The 18,077-nt window shown below is 55.3% G+C and carries 15 protein-coding genes; 4 read left to right on the forward strand and 11 right to left on the reverse strand.

All coding sequences use genetic code 11. From position 1 onward, the window contains the following. The 4 genes from K5905_RS07900 to K5905_RS07915 form a co-directional block, all read right to left on the reverse strand. Positions 1-1,093: extracellular solute-binding protein (locus K5905_RS07900; RefSeq protein WP_367186951.1), on the reverse strand; the 1,093-nt coding region annotated here is incomplete at its 3' end. Then, on the reverse strand, positions 1,090-2,970 hold the full coding sequence (locus K5905_RS07905) for an extracellular solute-binding protein (protein WP_297582252.1): 1,881 nt from the start codon (positions 2,968-2,970) through the stop codon (positions 1,090-1,092). The genes K5905_RS07900 and K5905_RS07905, both read right to left, overlap by 4 nt. 109 nt (positions 2,971-3,079) lie before the next feature. Then, complete coding sequence (locus K5905_RS07910; protein WP_297582254.1) at positions 3,080-4,516, reverse strand: diguanylate cyclase; 1,437 nt, start codon at positions 4,514-4,516, stop codon at positions 3,080-3,082. A gap of 157 nt (positions 4,517-4,673) precedes the next feature. Further along, positions 4,674-5,225 carry a cytochrome c family protein gene (locus K5905_RS07915; protein ID WP_297582256.1) on the reverse strand — a complete coding sequence of 184 codons (552 nt, stop codon included), beginning with the start codon at positions 5,223-5,225 and terminating at the stop codon, positions 4,674-4,676. A gap of 199 nt (positions 5,226-5,424) precedes the next feature. Between K5905_RS07915 and K5905_RS07920 the strand changes: the two genes are divergently transcribed. The 3 genes from K5905_RS07920 to K5905_RS07930 are packed head-to-tail and all read left to right on the forward strand — an operon-like array spanning position 5,425 to position 8,110. Then, a complete protein-coding gene (locus K5905_RS07920) occupies positions 5,425-6,159 on the forward strand; it encodes a 3-deoxy-manno-octulosonate cytidylyltransferase (protein ID WP_297582258.1) in 735 nt (244 codons plus the stop codon). A gap of 25 nt (positions 6,160-6,184) precedes the next feature. Then, entirely contained in the window at positions 6,185-7,075 is an 891-nt protein-coding gene (locus K5905_RS07925) for a prephenate dehydratase (RefSeq protein WP_297582260.1), read from the forward strand. A gap of 33 nt (positions 7,076-7,108) precedes the next feature. Further along, complete coding sequence (locus K5905_RS07930; protein ID WP_297582261.1) at positions 7,109-8,110, forward strand: adenosine kinase; 1,002 nt, start codon at positions 7,109-7,111, stop codon at positions 8,108-8,110. A 55-nt stretch (positions 8,111-8,165) separates the two neighbouring features. On the opposite strand, the gene K5905_RS07935 is transcribed toward K5905_RS07930, so the two are convergent. Then, complete coding sequence (locus K5905_RS07935; RefSeq protein ID WP_297582262.1) at positions 8,166-8,786, reverse strand: 2,3-bisphosphoglycerate-dependent phosphoglycerate mutase; 621 nt, start codon at positions 8,784-8,786, stop codon at positions 8,166-8,168. A 30-nt stretch (positions 8,787-8,816) separates the two neighbouring features. After that, positions 8,817-9,629 (reverse strand): 4-hydroxy-tetrahydrodipicolinate reductase, encoded by an 813-nt coding sequence (gene dapB / locus K5905_RS07940; protein WP_297582263.1) that lies wholly within the window; start codon positions 9,627-9,629, stop codon positions 8,817-8,819. Positions 9,630-10,146: 517 nt separating this feature from the next. Between dapB and K5905_RS07945 the strand changes: the two genes are divergently transcribed. Continuing rightward, positions 10,147-12,903 (forward strand): EAL domain-containing protein, encoded by a 2,757-nt coding sequence (locus tag K5905_RS07945; protein ID WP_297582264.1) that lies wholly within the window; start codon positions 10,147-10,149, stop codon positions 12,901-12,903. Between the two features lie 67 nt (positions 12,904-12,970). Here the strand turns inward: K5905_RS07945 and pnp are convergent, their stop codons facing one another. From pnp to K5905_RS07970, 5 genes are all read right to left on the reverse strand, one after another. Then, positions 12,971-15,100 (reverse strand): polyribonucleotide nucleotidyltransferase, encoded by a 2,130-nt coding sequence (pnp, locus tag K5905_RS07950; protein ID WP_297582265.1) that lies wholly within the window; start codon positions 15,098-15,100, stop codon positions 12,971-12,973. Between the two features lie 326 nt (positions 15,101-15,426). Further along, positions 15,427-15,696 (reverse strand): 30S ribosomal protein S15, encoded by a 270-nt coding sequence (gene rpsO, locus K5905_RS07955; RefSeq protein ID WP_297582266.1) that lies wholly within the window; start codon positions 15,694-15,696, stop codon positions 15,427-15,429. Between the two features lie 211 nt (positions 15,697-15,907). Further along, on the reverse strand, positions 15,908-16,852 hold the full coding sequence (truB, locus tag K5905_RS07960; RefSeq protein WP_297582267.1) for a tRNA pseudouridine(55) synthase TruB: 945 nt from the start codon (positions 16,850-16,852) through the stop codon (positions 15,908-15,910). A 200-nt stretch (positions 16,853-17,052) separates the two neighbouring features. Continuing rightward, a complete protein-coding gene (gene rbfA, locus K5905_RS07965; RefSeq protein ID WP_297582268.1) occupies positions 17,053-17,466 on the reverse strand; it encodes a 30S ribosome-binding factor RbfA in 414 nt (137 codons plus the stop codon). Between the two features lie 103 nt (positions 17,467-17,569). Then, on the reverse strand, positions 17,570-18,077 hold a 508-nt coding region (locus tag K5905_RS07970), incomplete at its 5' end, for an EF-Tu/IF-2/RF-3 family GTPase (protein WP_367186952.1).

Here is an 18,077-nt window from a genome sequence, read left to right on the forward strand (position 1 = left end):
ACTGGAAATCAAAGGCATAACTCAAGGCGCGGCGAACCCGGGGGTCCTTGAATTTCTCCAGCCTGGTATTGATAAACCAGCCTTGCGCACCGGATGGGCGACCGTCCGGAAACGACGCCTTAACGACACGTTTTTCCTCAAAGGCGGGGAAATTATACTCCGTCGACCAGGTCTTGGAAGAAAACTCCTCCCTGTATTCCATATTGCCTTTCTTGAAGGCTTCGAAGGAAATCTGGAGGTCTCTGTAAAAATCAACACGGATGATCTGGAAATTGTTATGTCCGGCCCAGACCGGCAGATCCTTGCCCCAGTACTCCTGCACCCGCTGATACTCCACATATCGGCCGACCGCATGTTTGCCGACCTTGTAAGGGCCGGAGGACAGGGGGGCTGTCAACGTGCTCTGCTTGAAGTCGTAAGCAGTGTAATATCGCTTGGAGAAAATCGGCAGATCCGCCACGAACAACGGCAGTTGGCGGGTCTGGTTGCCTGAAAAATGCACAGCAACACGGTACTCTTCCAGAACCTCCGTGTCCTGCAACTCCTGAAGGTTCTGGCTGATCTGGGGATGACCATCCGCTTTCAGCAGCATCAGCGAGAAGGCCACATCCTCGGCTGTCAGTTTTGAACCGTCGTGGAACCGGGCTTCCGGGCGCAGATTGAATATATAAGTGTTGCCGTCTTCCGAAATTTCGACCGTCTCGGCCAAAAGGCCGTACATGGCATCCGGTTCGTCATAGGCACGGACCATGAGGCTGTCGAAACACAGCTCCATTCGCGGTGGTGCATCGCCCTTCAGGATGAAGGAATTGAACGTGTTGTAGGTGCGAGCATTCTGATTGAAAAACCAATACGGAGCAAAGAACGTGAATTTGCCACCCTTGGGTGCATCGGGATTCACATAGCTGAAATGGGTAAAATCCGGGCCGTATTTCAGATCACCGAAAACGGACAAGCCGTGACGAGCACCTGAGACTGCCGTACCGGTCGCAGCGATCGCAGAGACCGGAACAAGCGGCAGGGCGGCGGATAGCCCTGCCGCCCCGGTCAGTTTCAACAATCGCCGTCGGGAGGGACCTGACATCGCGTTCATTTTGCCGCTCCCGTCTTGTCCGCCAGTTCCCGGTCGTACCACCAGATCGTCGGGAACCCGGTGCTGAATTCAGGCATGTTTTGCGGATGAGCAAACCTGTTCCAGCGAGCGGTCCGGGTTTCATCGGAATAGAATTGCGGCACAACATAGTGGTTCCACAGCAGCACCCGGTCGAGCGCATGGGTTGCGGCGACGAGGCTGTCCCGATCCTCAGCGAAAATCACCTTGTCTATCAGATGGTCGATCGCGGGGTTCTTGATACCCGCATAATTCGCGGAGCTCGGGTTGTCGGCGGCTTCCGATCCCCAGTATTCACGCTGTTCGTTGCCCGGTGACAGCGACTGGCCGATTGCCAGGACCGTCGCATCGAAATCACGGCTCCGGACGCGGTTGATATATTGCGAGGTATCGACCAGTCGCAGAACCGGTTTGATGCCGATGCTTTCCAGGTTCTTGGAATATGGCAGCAGGGTCCGCTCGCTGGCCTTGTCCCGATACAGGAATTCGATGGTCAATTGCTCGCCGGTTGCCGGATCGATCATCTTGCGATCTTTGAGTTCGTAACCGGCCTTGCGCAGCAGTTTCACGGCTTCACGCAGATTGGCACGGACATTTTGCTGCGAACCGCCCACAGGGTTCTTGAATTCCTCGGTGAAGACTTCGGGTGGGACCTGGTCACGAACCTCTTCCAGGATTTCGAGCTCCTTGCCTTCCGGCAATCCTGAAGACGCAAGTTCGGTTCCTGCAAAATAGGACCCGATGCGCTTCAGAAGTCCGGCCGAAACGATTTCGTTTGTTGTTTCGAAATCATAGGCATAGTTCAAGGCCTGGCGTACATCCGGGTTCTGGAACTTGTCGCGGCGCAGGTTCAGGAAAAACCCTTGCATGACACCCGAAGAGTTGTCCGGAAAGATCTCCTTTACAACACGTCCGTCCCTGATCGCCGGAAAGTCGTATCGTTTTGCCCATTGGCTCGAACTACGCTCAACGTGATAGTCGTACTGATCCCCTTTGAACGCCTCGAATTGCACGGAATCATCGAGAAAGGAAATGTAGCGTATTTCGTCGAAATTATTGGTGCCGACCCGGATGGGAAGGTCGCTTCCCCAGTAATCGTCCACGTGCTCATAAACCACGTTGCGATTGGGTGAGAAGCTTTTGATCTTGTAGGGACCCGAACCGAGCGGAGGCTCCAGCGTTGCGCGGGAAATATCGCGTTTTTCACCCTTGTCGTCGGTTCCCTCCCACCAATGCTTCGGCAAAATGAACAGCTGTCCCATGATTTTGGGCAATTCGCGATTTCCAGCCGTGTCGAATGTGAAGCGGACGGTCCGGTCATCGACGATTTCGGTATCCGTTACATTCTGGAAGTAAAATTTACGCTGCGGATCGAGCTCGATCGCCTTCTCGAAGGACCAGATCACATCTTCGGCGGTGACAGGTTCGCCGTCATGCCACTTCGCGTCCGGGTTCAACCGATATTCGACCCAGGAATAGTCGTCCGGAAACCGCACCCCATCGGCAAGCGCCCCATACTGCGCACTGATGTCCTCTTCATCGAGCGATGGTTCCATCAGGTTTTCGTAGATAAGGGCAAGGCCGGGTGCGAGGCTTCCTTTCTGCGCAAGGATGTTGAACGAATCGAACCCGCCTCGGCTCGCCAGCCTGACCGTTCCACCCTTTGGCGCGTCCGGATTGACGTAATCGAAATGGGAGACATCAGAGGCGTATTTGGGAGTGCCGTTCAAGGCTGAAGCGTGCTGCCATTGTGGCTCTTCCGCGCGAACCGGACTGAGCGCCAGTCCAGTGAAGGTCAATGCACTTGCCAGCACAAGACCAGCTGCAGTCGCGTTTGTTGCGCACCATCTGAGCACCATCGGCTTCTCCGTCCCTTTTCGGTTTACGGTCCCAAGTAATCGGGCACTGCATACAGTGTAGGGATCAGCTGGCCAAACGTCACCAGCTCTATGCCGATATGACAGAAATTTAACCTGCCTGGGGGACGTCTTCCCCTAAAATATTCTTGATGTTTTGCTTGGCTCTGTCCTTTTGCGCATACATGCGCCCATCTGCCACTTTGAGCAGATCTTCAACAGATCCAGCATCTGCCGGATAATTTGCGCTGCCAATACTGGCGTTTACATCGATCCTGGCGCCGGAACACTCGAAAACCCCGCCAGTTTTTTCTGATAGACGTGTGAGAAAGACCTGTTTTCCGTCCCTCTCCATGTCGCCCGGCGTCAACACGATAAATTCATCGCCGCCTACCCGCGCCACCGTGTCGGATTGCCGAACCTGGGTTTTTAATCTTCGGCCAACCTCGATCAGGAGCTGATCGCCAACCGCATGACCAAAGGTGTCGTTAACGGCCTTGAAGGCATCAAGATCGACATAAAAAATATCAAATCCCGTCCCTGATCGTTCGCTCATTGCAGCAAGCTGCTGCATCCGATCGGCGAGCAGTCGGCGATTTGCGAGCCCCGTCAGAGGATCGCGGAGTGCCAGCGATCTCACCTTGTAGACTTCACTGATGAGCAGGAACGCCATGATCCCGAAGGCCAGTGAAATCAAACCGCCAATGATCTGGGTAAGCCAGACATTACGTCCATCACCTGACCAGCCACCTTGCGGGTAGCCCTCGAGTTCCCAATTGAGGCCTCCGGGCAAATTCAGGGGCAAGGAAACGAAATCCTGATTTTGAACTGAAACGTCGCCGAAAATACTGCTCTTCGCGGGATCGTCGGCGTTCCTTTCAACCACTGCGATCCGAAGTCCGTTGACGACATTTTCGATACCAGCTGCTGCCATCAAGCGTTCTTCATCAAGAACAAGGGTTGCAATTCCCCAATAGGCCCGCTCCATCATCGGCTCGCCGGGATAGGTCGCGGGAAATACCGGGATTCTGATCAGTAACGCTCTTCCGCCCTGAACCAGCTCCAACGGACCGGAAATAATCACTTCCCTGGTCAGCATCGACTGTTGGATTGCCGGCCATTGAGACGCATTCATCCGGTAGTTCAGGCCGATTGCAGCCTTGTTCGGTTCGAACGGATAAACCGCGCGAAGAATGTTGTCCGGTGCCAGGCCGATTGATCGGATAGACGGGTTTGCCTCAAGTAGATCGGTCGCAATCTCACTGTAGTCCGCCATGTCAAATGGCCTGTCGTAAAACTGCGCGACATAGGCCCTGATCCCCAGCGCATGAGCTACAGTACGGCTCAATTCGCCCTCGAGACGCGCACGTGTTTCGGACAGTCCGGCGAACGCCTCCCGTTTATGCTGCGAAACCTGTTCGTTCCTGACGAGCTGACCGACATGTGCCGTGATTGCAGCGCCGACAAGAATGCAAACGATCGCAACGATGGATGCAGACCACGCTCCGTTCAACCGGAATAACAAATGCCTCGCCAGATTAGCCCCCATACGGCTCCACCGACCCAATTCAAATTTCAACCAGACTACGTAACGTTAAATCCGTTAATTTTTGATATAATCCAAATAAATAAGGCCGGGCACCAGGCCCGGCCTTAATTCTTCCCTTGAGTCAGATCAAGCTGACTGTCGAGATCTACTTCCGCTATTACTCGGAAGGCAATGGTTTCGGTGAGCCGGAGTGCTCGCGCAGATAAGCAATCATGTTCGCACGGTCCTCAGGCTTGCGCAGACCGGCAAAACCCATCGACGTACCGTTGATGTATTTTTTAGGCGACTGCAGGAAGTGGTCCAGGCCTTCGTATGTCCACTCGGAATTTTCACCGCCATATGCAGTCATCGCCGAAGAATACCGGAAACCGTCCACACCGCCAGGCTTACGTCCGACGATGTCCCAAAGTGCCGGGCCAACCTTGTTTGCGCCTCCCTCTTCGAAAGTGTGACATGCGGTGCACTTCTTGGCTACGCTCTCGCCTGCAGTTGCGGATGCCGCGATCAGGCGTTCGGAGATCGGCTCGACTTCCGGAACCGCCTCAACCACTGACGTTGAGTCTGGCGCTGCTTCAAGAACGATTTCGTAACCGGGCTCACCCGGGATCGTCGGTTTAAAAATGATGTCGGATACAATCCCAACACCCATAGTCAAAATAAGCACCATCAGGACCGCCCCGGCGGCCTTGTTCAGCGTAAAGGAATCCATTCTCTCCGGCTCCAAGCTCATACGCGTCCGGGCCCGCAACATTGTCGCGAACCCTATCAGCTTTTCGAATTTTGCCGGAACCTACAAATTTTTTGACCTTGCTGTCCATAGCTTTAAAAGGGCAAGAGATATGACAAACGGACGCGGCAGCGTTTTTTTCACACTTATGACGGCCGTGCAGGCCTGAATGGAGACCCGATTGACTTCTGCACTTGTCATTATTCCGGCGCGCCTTGCAGCAACCCGTCTTCCCCGCAAGCCACTGTTGGATATTTGCGGAAAACCAATGATTGTGCGGGTTCTGGAGCAAGCCCAGAACGCTGACATCGGCCCGGTTGCGGTGGCCTGCGACGACAAGGACGTTGCCGAGGCCGTTCAAGACCATGGTGGTACGGCCATCATGACACGGGTGGATCACGCCTCAGGATCCGACCGGATCTACGAAGCTGCGGGATTGGTTGACCCCGACGAAAAACACGACGTCATACTGAATGTGCAGGGAGATGTGCCGCTTATAGCGCCGGAAGCGATTCGCGCAGCGTTCGCTCCCCTCACGGTTCCAGGGGTCGCAATCGGCACTATCATGACGGAATTCAAGGGATTTGAGTTCCGGGACGATCCCAATTTTGTGAAAGCCGTCACAACTCCGAATGGTCAGGGTCACCACCGTGCGCTCTATTTTACCCGGGCCACAGCTCCAAGCGGTGACGGACCACTTTATCATCACATCGGAATCTATGCCTATCGACGCGCAGCGCTGGCAAAATTCGTTGAATTGCCGCCCTCACCGCTTGAAATACGAGAAAAGTTGGAACAATTGCGTGCACTCGAAGCTGAAATGCGGATAGACGTATCGATTATTGACAGCGCTCCCATGGACGTGAATACGCCCGATGATCTCGAACGCGCCCGGGCGGCCTATCGAGTTTCCTGAGCCAGAGGCCTGAAACGGAAAGATTATGACTGACAGAAAGAAAATCGTTTTTCAGGGAGAAACCGGGGCCAATTCCCATATGGCCTGCCGGAGTGTTTACCCCGACTATGAGGCCATTCCCTGCGCGACCTTCGAGGACTGCTTTTCCGCCATGGCGGATGGCAGCGCCGATCTTGCAATGATACCGATCGAGAATTCGGTCGCCGGCCGGGTTGCGGATATTCACCACCTGCTGCCGAAATCGAACCTGCATATAATCGGTGAGTATTTCATGCCGATCCGCTTCCAGCTTATGGCCCCCAAAGGGGCAAGTCTGGATGGCCTGGAGAAGGTGCAGAGCCATATTCATGCGCTCGGCCAGTGCCGGAATGTGATCCGCGAGCTGGAGCTGACCGCGGTGGTGGGAGGCGATACGGCCGGTTCTGCCCGCCAGGTCGCGGAATGGAACGATCCCACAATCGCAGCGCTCGCTCCGGAAATGGCCGCGGAAATCTACAATCTGGATATTCTGCGCCGGGATGTTGAAGATGAAGCCCACAATACGACCCGGTTCGTCATTCTTTCACGTGACAAGCTGGAAGCCGCCCACAACGGCCAACCTGTCATCACAACTTTCATTTTCAGGGTTCGCAACGTGCCGGCTGCCCTTTACAAGGCGCTTGGCGGCTTTGCCACCAACGGCGTCAACATGACAAAGCTGGAATCCTATCAATTGGAAGGCCAGTTTTTCGCGTCCATGTTCTATGCAGACGTAGAGGGCCATCCGGAGGATCCCTCCGTTGCTCTTGCGCTTGAGGAACTGGCATTTTTCTGCGCCGAACTCAATATTCTCGGCGTTTACAGGGCAAGCCCCTTCCGGGAGAAAATTAAGGAACCGGAAGCCAACCGGGCACTCAGACCCAATCCAAACTCCTAAACGCTGCGCACGCGGACGATTTCAGAGGACTTAATGACCGAAACAAGATTTGATGCGTTGTGCATCGGGAACGCCATTTGCGATGTCTTTGGGCATGTGGAGGAAGACTTCCTGCAGCAGGAAAGCCTTGTCAAAGGCTCCATGCGCCTGATCGACACGGACGAGGCGGTACGGCTTTTCGATAAAATGGGACAGACCGTCCGGATTTCCGGCGGCAGTGCGGGGAATACCGCTGCCGGGATCGCCTCTCTCGGTGGCAAGCCGGCCTATTTCGGCAAGATAGCCGAAGATGAATTGGGCGACAGTTACTATCACGACATGAATGGCACGGGTGTCTATTTCAACACGCCTCGTCTGCGCGATTCCAAACCGACCGCCCGGTCGATGATCCTGATTACGCCCGACGGCGAACGCACCATGAATACCTATCTTGGCGCCTGCACGGAATTCGGTCCGGGCGACGTGGACGAGAGCGTGGTCGCCGCATCCGCTGTCACTTATATGGAAGGCTACCTCTGGGACCCCGAAGAAGCCAAAAAGGCGTTTTTGAAGGCGGCTGAAATCGCTCACCAGAACGGCCGCAAGGTTGCGTTGACCCTGTCGGATTCGTTCTGCGTCGACCGGTATCGCAGTGAATTCCTGTCGCTGATGTCGGACAAGGTGGTGGATCTTCTGTTTGCCAACGAGCACGAGCTGAAGGCGCTCTACCAGACCGGCGACATTGAAACTGCCATTGCAGCTGCCAAGGAAACCGACGCGCTGACAGCTCTGACCCTTGGCGCGGAAGGCGCCATGGCCATCAGCAGGAACGAAACGGTCAAGGTTGCCGCTCAAACGGTTGACAATGTTGTTGATCTGACCGGTGCAGGCGATCTGTTCGCGTCTGGCTTCCTGTTTGGCCTGGCCCGCGACTACAAGCTTGCAGACGCCGCAGAACTGGGATGCGTGTGTGCGGCGAATGTGATCGGGCATGTGGGTGCACGTCCGGAGCGACCTCTCAAGAACGTTGCGACACAAAGCGGTTTTGAAGTCTAAACATCAAAAAAGGCGGCTCACCGGCCGCCTTTTTCATGACTTGACGCGAGAACGCTCAGTCAGCCAGGTCCTGGACGCTCAACACGCCACCGTTTTCATCGAGACGGTAGATGATCGGCGTACCGGTTCCAAGTTCACGCTTCAGGATCTGTTCCGGGCTCAGATTTTCCAGTTCCATTATGAGAGAACGCAGCGAATTGCCGTGCGCTGCAACGATCGTGCGCTTGCCTGAAAGGACCTTCGGCAGGATCTCGGCCTTGTAGTAGGGCAGAACACGTTCTGCCGTCATCTTGAGGCTTTCTCCGCCGGGAGGCGGAACGTCATAGGAGCGACGCCAGATATGCACCTGCTCCTCTCCGAATTTTTCGCGGGCCTCGTCCTTGTTCATTCCGGTCAGGTCGCCATAGTCGCGCTCGTTCAGAGCCTGGTCCTTGATGGTTTCCAATCCGGTCTGCCCCAGCTCCTCCAGAATGATGTCGAGCGTCTTCTGGGCGCGGGACAGGTCAGAAGTAAATGCAAGGTCAAACGTGAGCTTCAGATCGCGCATCTGCTCGCCCGCCTTATGCGCTTCCGCCACGCCCTGTTCCGTCAGGTCCGGGTCTTTCCAGCCTGTAAACAGGTTTTTCAAATTCCAGTCACTTTGCCCGTGTCGCACGAGCACAAGAAGGCGGTCCATGCCAATCTCCTTAAACCAAGCTACGCAATATTAGTTGTCCAGGCCGAGAACGTCGGCCATCGAATAGAATCCGGGCTTCTGGTCGAAGCCCCATAGAGCGGCCTTGACGGCACCGCGAGCGAACAGCTGCCGGTCTTCCGCCCGGTGTGTCAGTTCGATCCGCTCGCCTTCTCCGGCAAAGATCACTGAATGTTCACCGATGACGGAACCTCCTCTCAAGGTGGCGAAGCCGATATCACCGGTTTTCCTGGGATCCATGATGCCATCACGGGAGCGAACCGAATGATCGCCCAAATCAATGCCGCGCCCTTCGGCAGCAGCTTCTCCGAGCAGCAGTGCTGTTCCCGAAGGAGCGTCGACCTTGTGCTTGTGATGCATTTCCAGAACTTCGATATCAAAATCGGTATCCAGAGCGGCGGCAGCCTTGCGCACCAGGGCGGCCAGCAGGTTCACACCCAGGCTCATGTTACCCGACTTGATGATCCGCGCGTGACGGGCTGCAGCCTTCAATGGCGCATCTTCGCCGTCGGCCCAGCCGGTTGTTCCGATGACATGAACGATACGTGCCTGCGCTGCAAGTTCGGCAAACCACAGGCTGGCTGTCGGGGCGGTGAAATCCAGAACACCGTCCGCTTTCGCGAAAGCCGTCAACGGATCGTCTGTTACGGCAACGCCCAGGGCACCCGTTCCGGCGAGTTCTCCCACATCCTGACCGAGACTTTCTGCACCTTCCCGCTCGACGGCGGCCACAACCTCAGCTCCGGCAGTTTCAACTACAGCGCGTGTCAGCGCCCGGCCCATCCTGCCGCCGGCTCCAACGACAACCAAGCGCATCTGACTCATGTCCATCCTCTCACTGTCTTGTCGGTGGGGGTATAGCAGTTTCACTGTAGGAGGCAAACGGCAGATAGAGGGAATTGGGTTTCAATATCGTGCGGCTGCCGATCCTTTCAATACAGCGTCTTATGTCTGTTCGGAATCAGGTTTCAGATCTTACCCGGTTTGAAAAAGATTACCTGCTCATGTAAATCGAAATGCAGACCTTAGTTTATGAAACTGCTTGATGCCGCCGCGTATACATACTTTTCTTCAACCGAATTATTTTGACCTTTTTTAATTACCTTCAGATAATCTAATCTCATCATCAAATCTGAAATAAATAATCCACCACTAAACTATTCCCTTACTGGTAGAGGAAAAGCTGAAACTACAACCTTTGACTGAATTTATAAATGTTCAGTTCAAACCCAACAGAACGGGAATGCGTGATCTGCCAGTATTCCAGGCTTTAAGCTTGTGAGTTCGGCGGACTCAGCGCAGCATAGAAAATACTCGAGGCACAAACATTCCGACACGCAACATGACGAAAGCCACGGGCGTTAAATACAGCCGCATTGTTTTGGGCCTGTTTTTCGTGGGTCTGATTGTCACGGCTGTTGCCTTGTTCGGCATCACCTATCTCGGCAGTCTCTCCTTGGCGGAAATGGAAATCGAACGGCAAACGCAGAAAGAAAACGCACTTGCGGGCCTCGTGTTCGAAACGCACCTGAGACAGATTGAAAACCAGCTCCGCACTGCGTCAGCAGACAAGAACCTGATCGATGCCATAGAGATGCAAAACGAACAGGAAGCAGGCCGCATTTTAGGGCATCTCGGCAACAATCCCTCCGGTCCGCAACCCGATATTCTGATCCTGAATGCGGAGCATCACCCTGGTTGGCTGGATGCAAGTCTCGCGCATTTTGACGTTGCAACCGTCTTTCCCGACGATTTGCTGGCGACTATCCCATCTGACGTCTGGCAGTTTTACGACGACAAATCGACGTCGCCGATGACGCTGGCCGCAGTGATTGCCATTCCAATCACCAATCCGGACAGCGGGCAGATTGTTGCTAAACTGGTTGGTGGCACCGTCCTGAACAATTCACCTTCACTGCTTGAGACGCTCACGGACACGCTCGGGGTCAGCAGCGTTGCAATCGTTCACGAGGACGAAAATCTGGCCAGTACCGGCGACCTGAGCAATCCGGCAAATTTCGCAAAGGTAATTGGCTTTCTTTCCGAGACAAACCACCTGCTTCAACGCGGGCACCTTTACACAAAGTCCGTTCTTTATGTCGACGAGCACCACCACCCCATCTACGTCTATACCGACGAACCGAGTGAAATCGTCAAAAACACCCAGGCAACGTATCTGGAGTTTTTTGTTCCTTTCCTGATTTACGTCACCCTCGCCTCCCTTGTCGCTGTTCTGATCCTGAACCGCTTCACGGCCCCATCTCTGTCTTCGCTTGTCAAATACGCAACTGCACGACGTAACCGGGGTACCCTTGAAGAATATCGGCCCGGTCGGATCACGGAGTTCAATCAGCTCGGTTCGCTGTTTGAAGAAGCATTCGAGTCGGTTCACAAAACCAACGCGCAATTCAGGGAACTTATCGACGACTCACTCCAGGGCGTTGTCGTGCACAAGGGAGGTACGATCGTTTATGCGAACCACGCCATGATGGAGATGCTGGATTACCCTGTCGAACATCCGGAAGAACTGATCGGCCAATCGCTCTGGAAAATCTACGCCCCGTTCGAGCGGGATAGACTGATGAACTACCATGAACTCAGAAAACGTGGCGAGGTTGTGCCGGCCGTTTACGAAGTTCAGGGATTAAGCAAGGCTGGCGGGACGGTCTGGCTGGAGCAACATGTGCGTCTGACCACCTGGAACGATCAACCATCGATCTATGTAACCGTGCTTGATATCTCGGATCGCAAAGAGCAGGAAAAACTGATCGAGCTTCAGTCCAACTATGACCTGCTCACCAAACTTCCGAACCGTAACCTCTTCCTGGATCGCTTAAGCCAAGCTGTGGCCCAAGCCCAACGCAGTGGCAACATGGCCGCCCTCCTGATGGTCGATATGGACCGTTTCAAAGCCATAAACGACACGTTCGGCCACGGCTTCGGCGATGAGATCATCAAGGTTCTCGGGGCGAGGATTGACGCTGCAACTGAAGGCAACGAAACCGTCTCAAGATTGGGCGGTGACGAATTTGCAGTCATTTTACCGGGCTGCGAAGACGAATGGGAGATCGAGCACAAGGCACTGGCGATCCTGGAAGCAGTTGCCAGGAAAATTGACGTTGAAGATGGCAGGGATTTTTTCCTGACCGCCAGTATCGGTATCACGGTTTATCCCTATGACGGGCAGGATCAGGATGGCCTGATGCGGCAAGCGGATGCGGCGATGTACCAGGCCAAATCGGATGGCGGCAACCGGTTCCGGTTTTTCTCAAGACAGATGAACGAGCGCACCACACGCATGCTTCGTCTCGAAACTGCCCTTCGCAAGGCTATCGAACGGGAAGAGATCGATATCCATTATCAGCCGATCATCGATTATCAGACTGGAAATATCGCCGGTTGCGAGGCGCTGGCGCGCTGGAACGATCCGGAACTCGGGCAGGTTCCGCCGAGCGAGTTTATCCCGATTGCCGAGGAATCCGGTCTCATCGTGCCGCTCGGCAAGCAAGTTTTGCGCAAAGCCTGTCAATTCCACATGGCTTGTCTCGCAGAAGGCTTGGATGTCAACAGCATGGGCGTCAACATCTCGCCGCGCCAATGCCGCGAAGATGGTTTCATCAGCTCCATCAAGGCCATTCTTGATGAAACAGCAATGCAGCCGGGCAATCTGCGTTTTGAAATGACGGAAAGCGTGATGTTCGATGATAGCCGGATCGATCCGGTTGCTCTTTTGAACGCAATCAAGAGCCTCGGCGTGCGGATCTCGCTGGACGATTTCGGAACCGGATACTCGTCGCTCAGCTATCTCAAACGGTTGCCGATCGATATCCTGAAGATCGACCGGTCATTCATCATGGATCTGGAAAGCGACAAGGATGACCATGCGCTGGTGGAAGCGATCATCTCCATGGCATCGAAGCTGGATATAGAAGTTGTCGGTGAAGGCGCAGAATCACGCCAGCAGTGCGACGTCCTGGCCGACCTCGGGTGCCGGTTGATACAAGGGTTTTATCTCGGCAAGCCAATGCCGGCGCGGGACTTCCGCGAATATGTCGCCAACAAGCCTTACGCAAGCGAATTGGCGCAAAGAGCCGGCTGATCTTTTTTCAAAGAAAAACGCGCGGGGATTTTCATCCCCGCGCGCTTCTTTTCAAACAGGCAACGGCTTACTCGGCAGCGTTGTCTCTTGGAATTTCCTGACCGGTTTCCTGGTCGACGACCTTCATGGACAGGCGCACCTTACCGCGCTCATCAAAGCCCATGAGCTTGACCCAGACCTTGTCGCCTTCCTTGACCACATCCGTGACCTTGGCAACTTTCTTCGGAGCCAGCTGGGAAATGTGAACCAGACCATCCTTCGCACCGAAGAAGTTTACGAATGCACCGAAGTCGACACATTTCACAACGGTGCCTTCGTAGATCACGCCCACTTCCGGCTCGGCCGCAATGGAGTTGATCCAGTTGACAGCGGCCTTGATCGCCTTGCCGTCGGAAGACGCTATCTTGACGGTACCGTCGTCCTCGATATTGACCTTCGCGCCGGTCTTTTCGACGATTTCGCGGATAACCTTACCACCCGAACCGATGACTTCACGGATCTTGTCGACCGGAATTTTCATCATTTCGATGCGCGGTGCGTGTTCACCAAGCTCGGAGCGGGCCTCGGTGATGGCGTTAGCCATTTCACCGAGAATGTGAATACGGCCGTCTTTCGCCTGCCCCAGAGCAACTTTCATGATCTCTTCGGTGATACCGTCGATCTTGATGTCCATCTGCAGAGAGGTGATGCCGTTTTCAGAACCGGCAACCTTGAAGTCCATATCGCCGAGGTGGTCTTCGTCACCGAGGATGTCGGAGAGGACCGCGAAGCGCTCGCCTTCCTTGATCAAGCCCATGGCAATACCGGCAACAGGTGCCTTCAACGGCACACCGGCATCCATCAGCGCCAAAGAGGTGCCGCAAACGGTTGCCATAGAAGACGAACCGTTGGATTCGGTGATCTCGGAAACGACACGCAGCGTGTACGGGAACTCGTGGTGCTGCGGCAGCATCGGGTTGATTGCACGCCAAGCCAGCTTGCCGTGACCGATCTCGCGACGCCCCGGAGAGCCCATGCGACCGGTTTCGCCGACGGAGTAAGGCGGGAAGTTATAGTGCAGCATGAAGTGAGACTTCACAGTGCCTTCCAGAAGATCGATGAACTGCTCGTCTTCACCGGTACCGAGGGTCGCAACTACGAGACCCTGGGTTTCACCGCGGGTGAACAGTGAAGATCCGTGCGCGCGCGGCAGGATGCCGACTTCGGAGGAAATCGCGCGGACGGTCGACAGGTCGCGACCGTCAATGCGGTGACCGGTGTCGAGAATTGCACCGCGAACGATTTCGGCTTCCAGCTTCTTGAACTGTTCACCAAGAACGGTCGCTTCCGGTGCTTCACCTTCGGCAGCGTTGGTGATCAGGGCTTCCACGACCTTTGCCTTGGCGGCGTCAACAGCATTCTTGCGGTCGGTCTTGGAAGTGATCTTGTAAGCTGCAGTCAGTTCTTCTGCGGCAAGTGACTTGACCTGATCGAACAGAGCGGAATGGTCCGGAATGGACAGTTCACGAGGCTCTTTCGCAGCGGTTTCCGCCAGCTTGATGATTGCGTCGATGACCGTCTGGAAACCCTTGTGGCCGAACATCACCGCGCCGAGCATGGTGTCTTCGTCCAGTTCCTTGGCTTCCGATTCCACCATCAGAACGGCGTCGTTGGTACCGGCAACAACCAGATCCAGAGCGGATTCTGGCATGTCGTCAACCAGCGGGTTCAGAACATATTCGCCGTTGATGTAACCAACGCGTGCGCCACCGATCGGACCCATGAACGGAACACCGGAAAGGGTCAGGGCAGCAGAAGCTGCAACCATTGCCAGGATGTCCGGTGCGTTTTCCATGTCGTGGGACAGAACAGTGATCACGACCTGCGTGTCGTTCTTGTAACCGTCTGCGAACAGCGGACGGATCGGACGGTCGATCAGGCGGGAGGTCAGGGTCTCATGCTCGGACGGACGGCCTTCACGCTTGAAGTAGCCACCCGGGATCTTACCGGCGGCAAACGCCTTTTCCTGGTAGTTCACGGTGAGCGGGAAAAAATCCTGGCCCGGTCTCGGTTCCTTGGCAGACACGACTGTCGCCAGAACCTTGGTTTCGCCGTAAGTCGCCATAACTGCGCCGTCGGCCTGACGGGCGACCTTGCCCGTTTCGAGAATGAGCGGACGTCCGCCCCACTCGACTTCTACACGATGAATATCAAACATCATCATTCCTTACAGATTTGCGCGTCCCGCTGCATTCGGTACAGCCTTGTGGGACGAACACATTCCCGGTCGGCCCCGGATGGGCCGGTTACCGGTTGACAGGTCACGGGCAAGACAACGAGCTGCTTTCAGCCTTTGAAAGAAAGGAGCCGGCAATCCTGCCCCATGACATGTCACGAGGTTTCTATAGAGTGTTCCCATTGATATTGAAACACTCAAGAGCGCTGCCGAACCACACATCAGATCCGATCTGCGTTTTCGGCGAAATTCGCCCTAGAAAAAACGCGGCAGGCATCTTGCCCACCGCGTAATTTTTGTTACCGACCTTAGCGGCGGATACCAAGACGCTCGATCAGCGACTTGTAACGCTCTTCGCTTTTGCCGCGCGTGTAGTCCAGAAGGGACCGGCGCTGCGCAACCATCTTCAGAAGACCGCGACGGGAATGATTGTCCTTGCCGTGACCCTTGAAGTGTTCAGTCAGGTTGTTGATCCGCTCAGTGAGGATCGCAACCTGGACTTCCGGAGACCCGGTGTCGCCTTCTTTGGTCGCGAATTCTTTAATGAGCTCAGCTTTGCGCTCTACAGTAATCGACATCGCTCTTTCCTTTCGAAGAGTGGTGGCCAGTAAACCTGGCGCGTTGACATGCCGGAGAACCGGCCTGATCCAAAGGTCTCCAGAGCCGAGATGTCGTTCAGCAAAGGGTCTCTTCGGACGAATTGGGCTGACTTACCCAATGGCGGCGGTATATGGCAGAAAACCGGGAAAAAGGCCAGTAGAATCTTTGGGTCTTCCGGCACATCACAATTCAAAGATGAAACACCCTGCTTGGTTGGAACCGGCCTTTTTCGATAGAACCGATCGCGACCGGCACATTGGCGTAGCTTGCAAAGGCAATTTCGGTGTTGAGCGGCGCGTCGCGGCCGCGCAGAAGAACGGCCATTCCCTTGCGGATCTTGGCAGCATCATCATCGGATACCGGAACCTCGACCAGTTCATCCATCGCATCCCGTACAGGCAGGACGAATTCCTCCACCAGGGCGTCGATCCCTTCGCCTTCTTCCAGCTCTTCCGCCGCGTCCAGAAGTTCGTCCAGAGCAATCAGGTCGTCTTCGGCAAACGGGCCGACGAGCAGTCGGCGCAGCTCGGTGACATGGCCACAGGTTCCCAAACGGCGGCCAAGGTCGCGCGCCAGCGCCCGAACATAGGTGCCCTTGCCGCATTCAGCTTCGAAAACAGCACGGTTTTCATCCGGACACTCGACAAGATCAAGCCGGTGAACGTCGATCGGCCGAGCCGCCAGTTCCACGTCCTCACCGTCGCGGGCAAGATCGTAGGCGCGTTCTCCGCCGACCTTGATCGCGGAGAATTTCGGCGGCACCTGCATGATGGTTCCGACAAATTCTCCCAGCACACCCTTGATGGCATCCGCAGCAGGACGAACATCGGACGTCGCGATAACCTCGCCTTCCGTGTCGTCGGTGTTGGTTTCAGTGCCCCAGGTGACCTCAAACCGGTAAACCTTGCGACCGTCCATCACGAACGGAACGGTTTTGGTGGCTTCCCCAAAAGCCACCGGCAGCAATCCGGAAGCTCTGGGATCCAGCGTTCCCGCATGGCCGACTTTCAGCGGCGAGAAAATACGCTTGATCTTGCCGAGTGCTTCGTTCGACGTAATGCCGTAGGGCTTATCCAGAACCAGCCAGCCGTTGATGGTGTTCTTCTTGCGTTTGAACTGTTTTTGCCGCGCCATGATTTTGTTCAAATATCCAGGAGACTTTGAGCCGGAACCTTTCAACAACCACTTGTCGCCCCCTCAAAGGTCGGACCCAGTGCACCCCGGCTGTGGCCGCTGCACAAGGCTGTCACCCAACGTTTGAGATTACTGAACCCGGTTTTGTTCTTCTTATGAACCGGGATAACAAAGCGGCGTCGACGTCAAACTCTCAAATATCAGTCGTTAGCTTCGTCGTCCGTATCCAGATCCCTGGAGACTTCCGGAGTGTGCAACAGCGTGCCAATACGATCGTCGTCGTCAAAGCGGGTGTCGAGCACAAATCGCAGGTCCGGCATGTATTTCATAGTCAACCTGCGAGAGATCTGCCCCCGCAGATATTTTGCGCTCCGGTTGAGGGCCTTTTCGACCTTTTCCGCGTTCACACCGCCAAGCGGCATGACAAGGCAAGTCGCCAGACGCAGATCCGGCGTCATGCGCACTTCGGGAATGGTGACGATGACGCCGTCCAGATCCGGATCGGAGAACCTGCCGCGTGTCAGAATATCGGACAGCTCCTTGCGCACCGTTTCGCCAACGCGCAGCTGGCGTTGGGAAGGGCCACGGCTGTCCTGTCCGTGTTGTTTAGCCATTTTGGTCCTATCCGGGTCTTCAAATGAGACCCAAAATACAAGGGCGCCGGCGCGTTCCATAAGAACTGCGCCGGCGCAATTGTCTGAAATGCCGGTCCGGCGCCTAGAGCGATCTTGCGATCTGCTCTACGCGGAAACATTCGATGATGTCGCCCGGACGCATATCCTGATACTTGACGAAGTTCATGCCGCATTCCTGACCGGATTCGACCGTTTTGACTTCGTCCTTGAAGCGCTTGAGCGTACCCAGCTCGCCTTCGTGGATAACCACGTCGTCGCGGATAAGCCGAACATTGGCGCCACGCTCCACGATGCCTTCGGTAACCAGACAGCCTGCCACCTTGCCGACCTTGGAGATGTGGAAGATTTCCTTGATCTCCGCATTGCCGAGGAAGGTTTCGCGGCGTTCCGGAGACAACAGGCCGGACATGGCCGCCTTGATGTCGTCAACCAGATCGTAGATCACGTTGTAGTAACGGATCTCGATACCGTCGCGAGACGCAGCTTCGCGAGCCTGCTTGTTCGCACGCACGTTGAAGCCAAGGATCGGCGCATTGGATGCAGCTGCCAGCGTGATGTCGCTTTCGGTGATACCACCAACGCCGGAGAGC

The sequence above is a fragment of the Roseibium sp. genome, assembly GCF_025698965.1.
In the GTDB taxonomy this organism is placed as follows: Bacteria; Pseudomonadota; Alphaproteobacteria; order Rhizobiales; family Stappiaceae; genus Roseibium.

Coding starts and splice junctions, on each gene's coding strand:
- truB (WP_297582267.1), bottom strand. CDS start 16,852: ATGGCGCGGCAAAAACAGTTCAAACGCAAGAAGAACACCATCAACGGC.
- rpsO (WP_297582266.1), bottom strand. CDS start 15,696: ATGTCGATTACTGTAGAGCGCAAAGCTGAGCTCATTAAAGAATTCGCG.
- K5905_RS07945 (WP_297582264.1), top strand. CDS start 10,147: ATGACGAAAGCCACGGGCGTTAAATACAGCCGCATTGTTTTGGGCCTG.
- K5905_RS07925 (WP_297582260.1), top strand. CDS start 6,185: ATGACTGACAGAAAGAAAATCGTTTTTCAGGGAGAAACCGGGGCCAAT.
- rbfA (WP_297582268.1), bottom strand. CDS start 17,466: ATGGCTAAACAACACGGACAGGACAGCCGTGGCCCTTCCCAACGCCAG.
- K5905_RS07935 (WP_297582262.1), bottom strand. CDS start 8,786: ATGGACCGCCTTCTTGTGCTCGTGCGACACGGGCAAAGTGACTGGAAT.
- K5905_RS07905 (WP_297582252.1), bottom strand. CDS start 2,970: ATGGTGCTCAGATGGTGCGCAACAAACGCGACTGCAGCTGGTCTTGTG.
- K5905_RS07910 (WP_297582254.1), bottom strand. CDS start 4,516: ATGGGGGCTAATCTGGCGAGGCATTTGTTATTCCGGTTGAACGGAGCG.
- K5905_RS07915 (WP_297582256.1), bottom strand. CDS start 5,225: ATGGATTCCTTTACGCTGAACAAGGCCGCCGGGGCGGTCCTGATGGTG.
- dapB (WP_297582263.1), bottom strand. CDS start 9,629: ATGAGTCAGATGCGCTTGGTTGTCGTTGGAGCCGGCGGCAGGATGGGC.
- K5905_RS07930 (WP_297582261.1), top strand. CDS start 7,109: ATGACCGAAACAAGATTTGATGCGTTGTGCATCGGGAACGCCATTTGC.
- pnp (WP_297582265.1), bottom strand. CDS start 15,100: ATGTTTGATATTCATCGTGTAGAAGTCGAGTGGGGCGGACGTCCGCTC.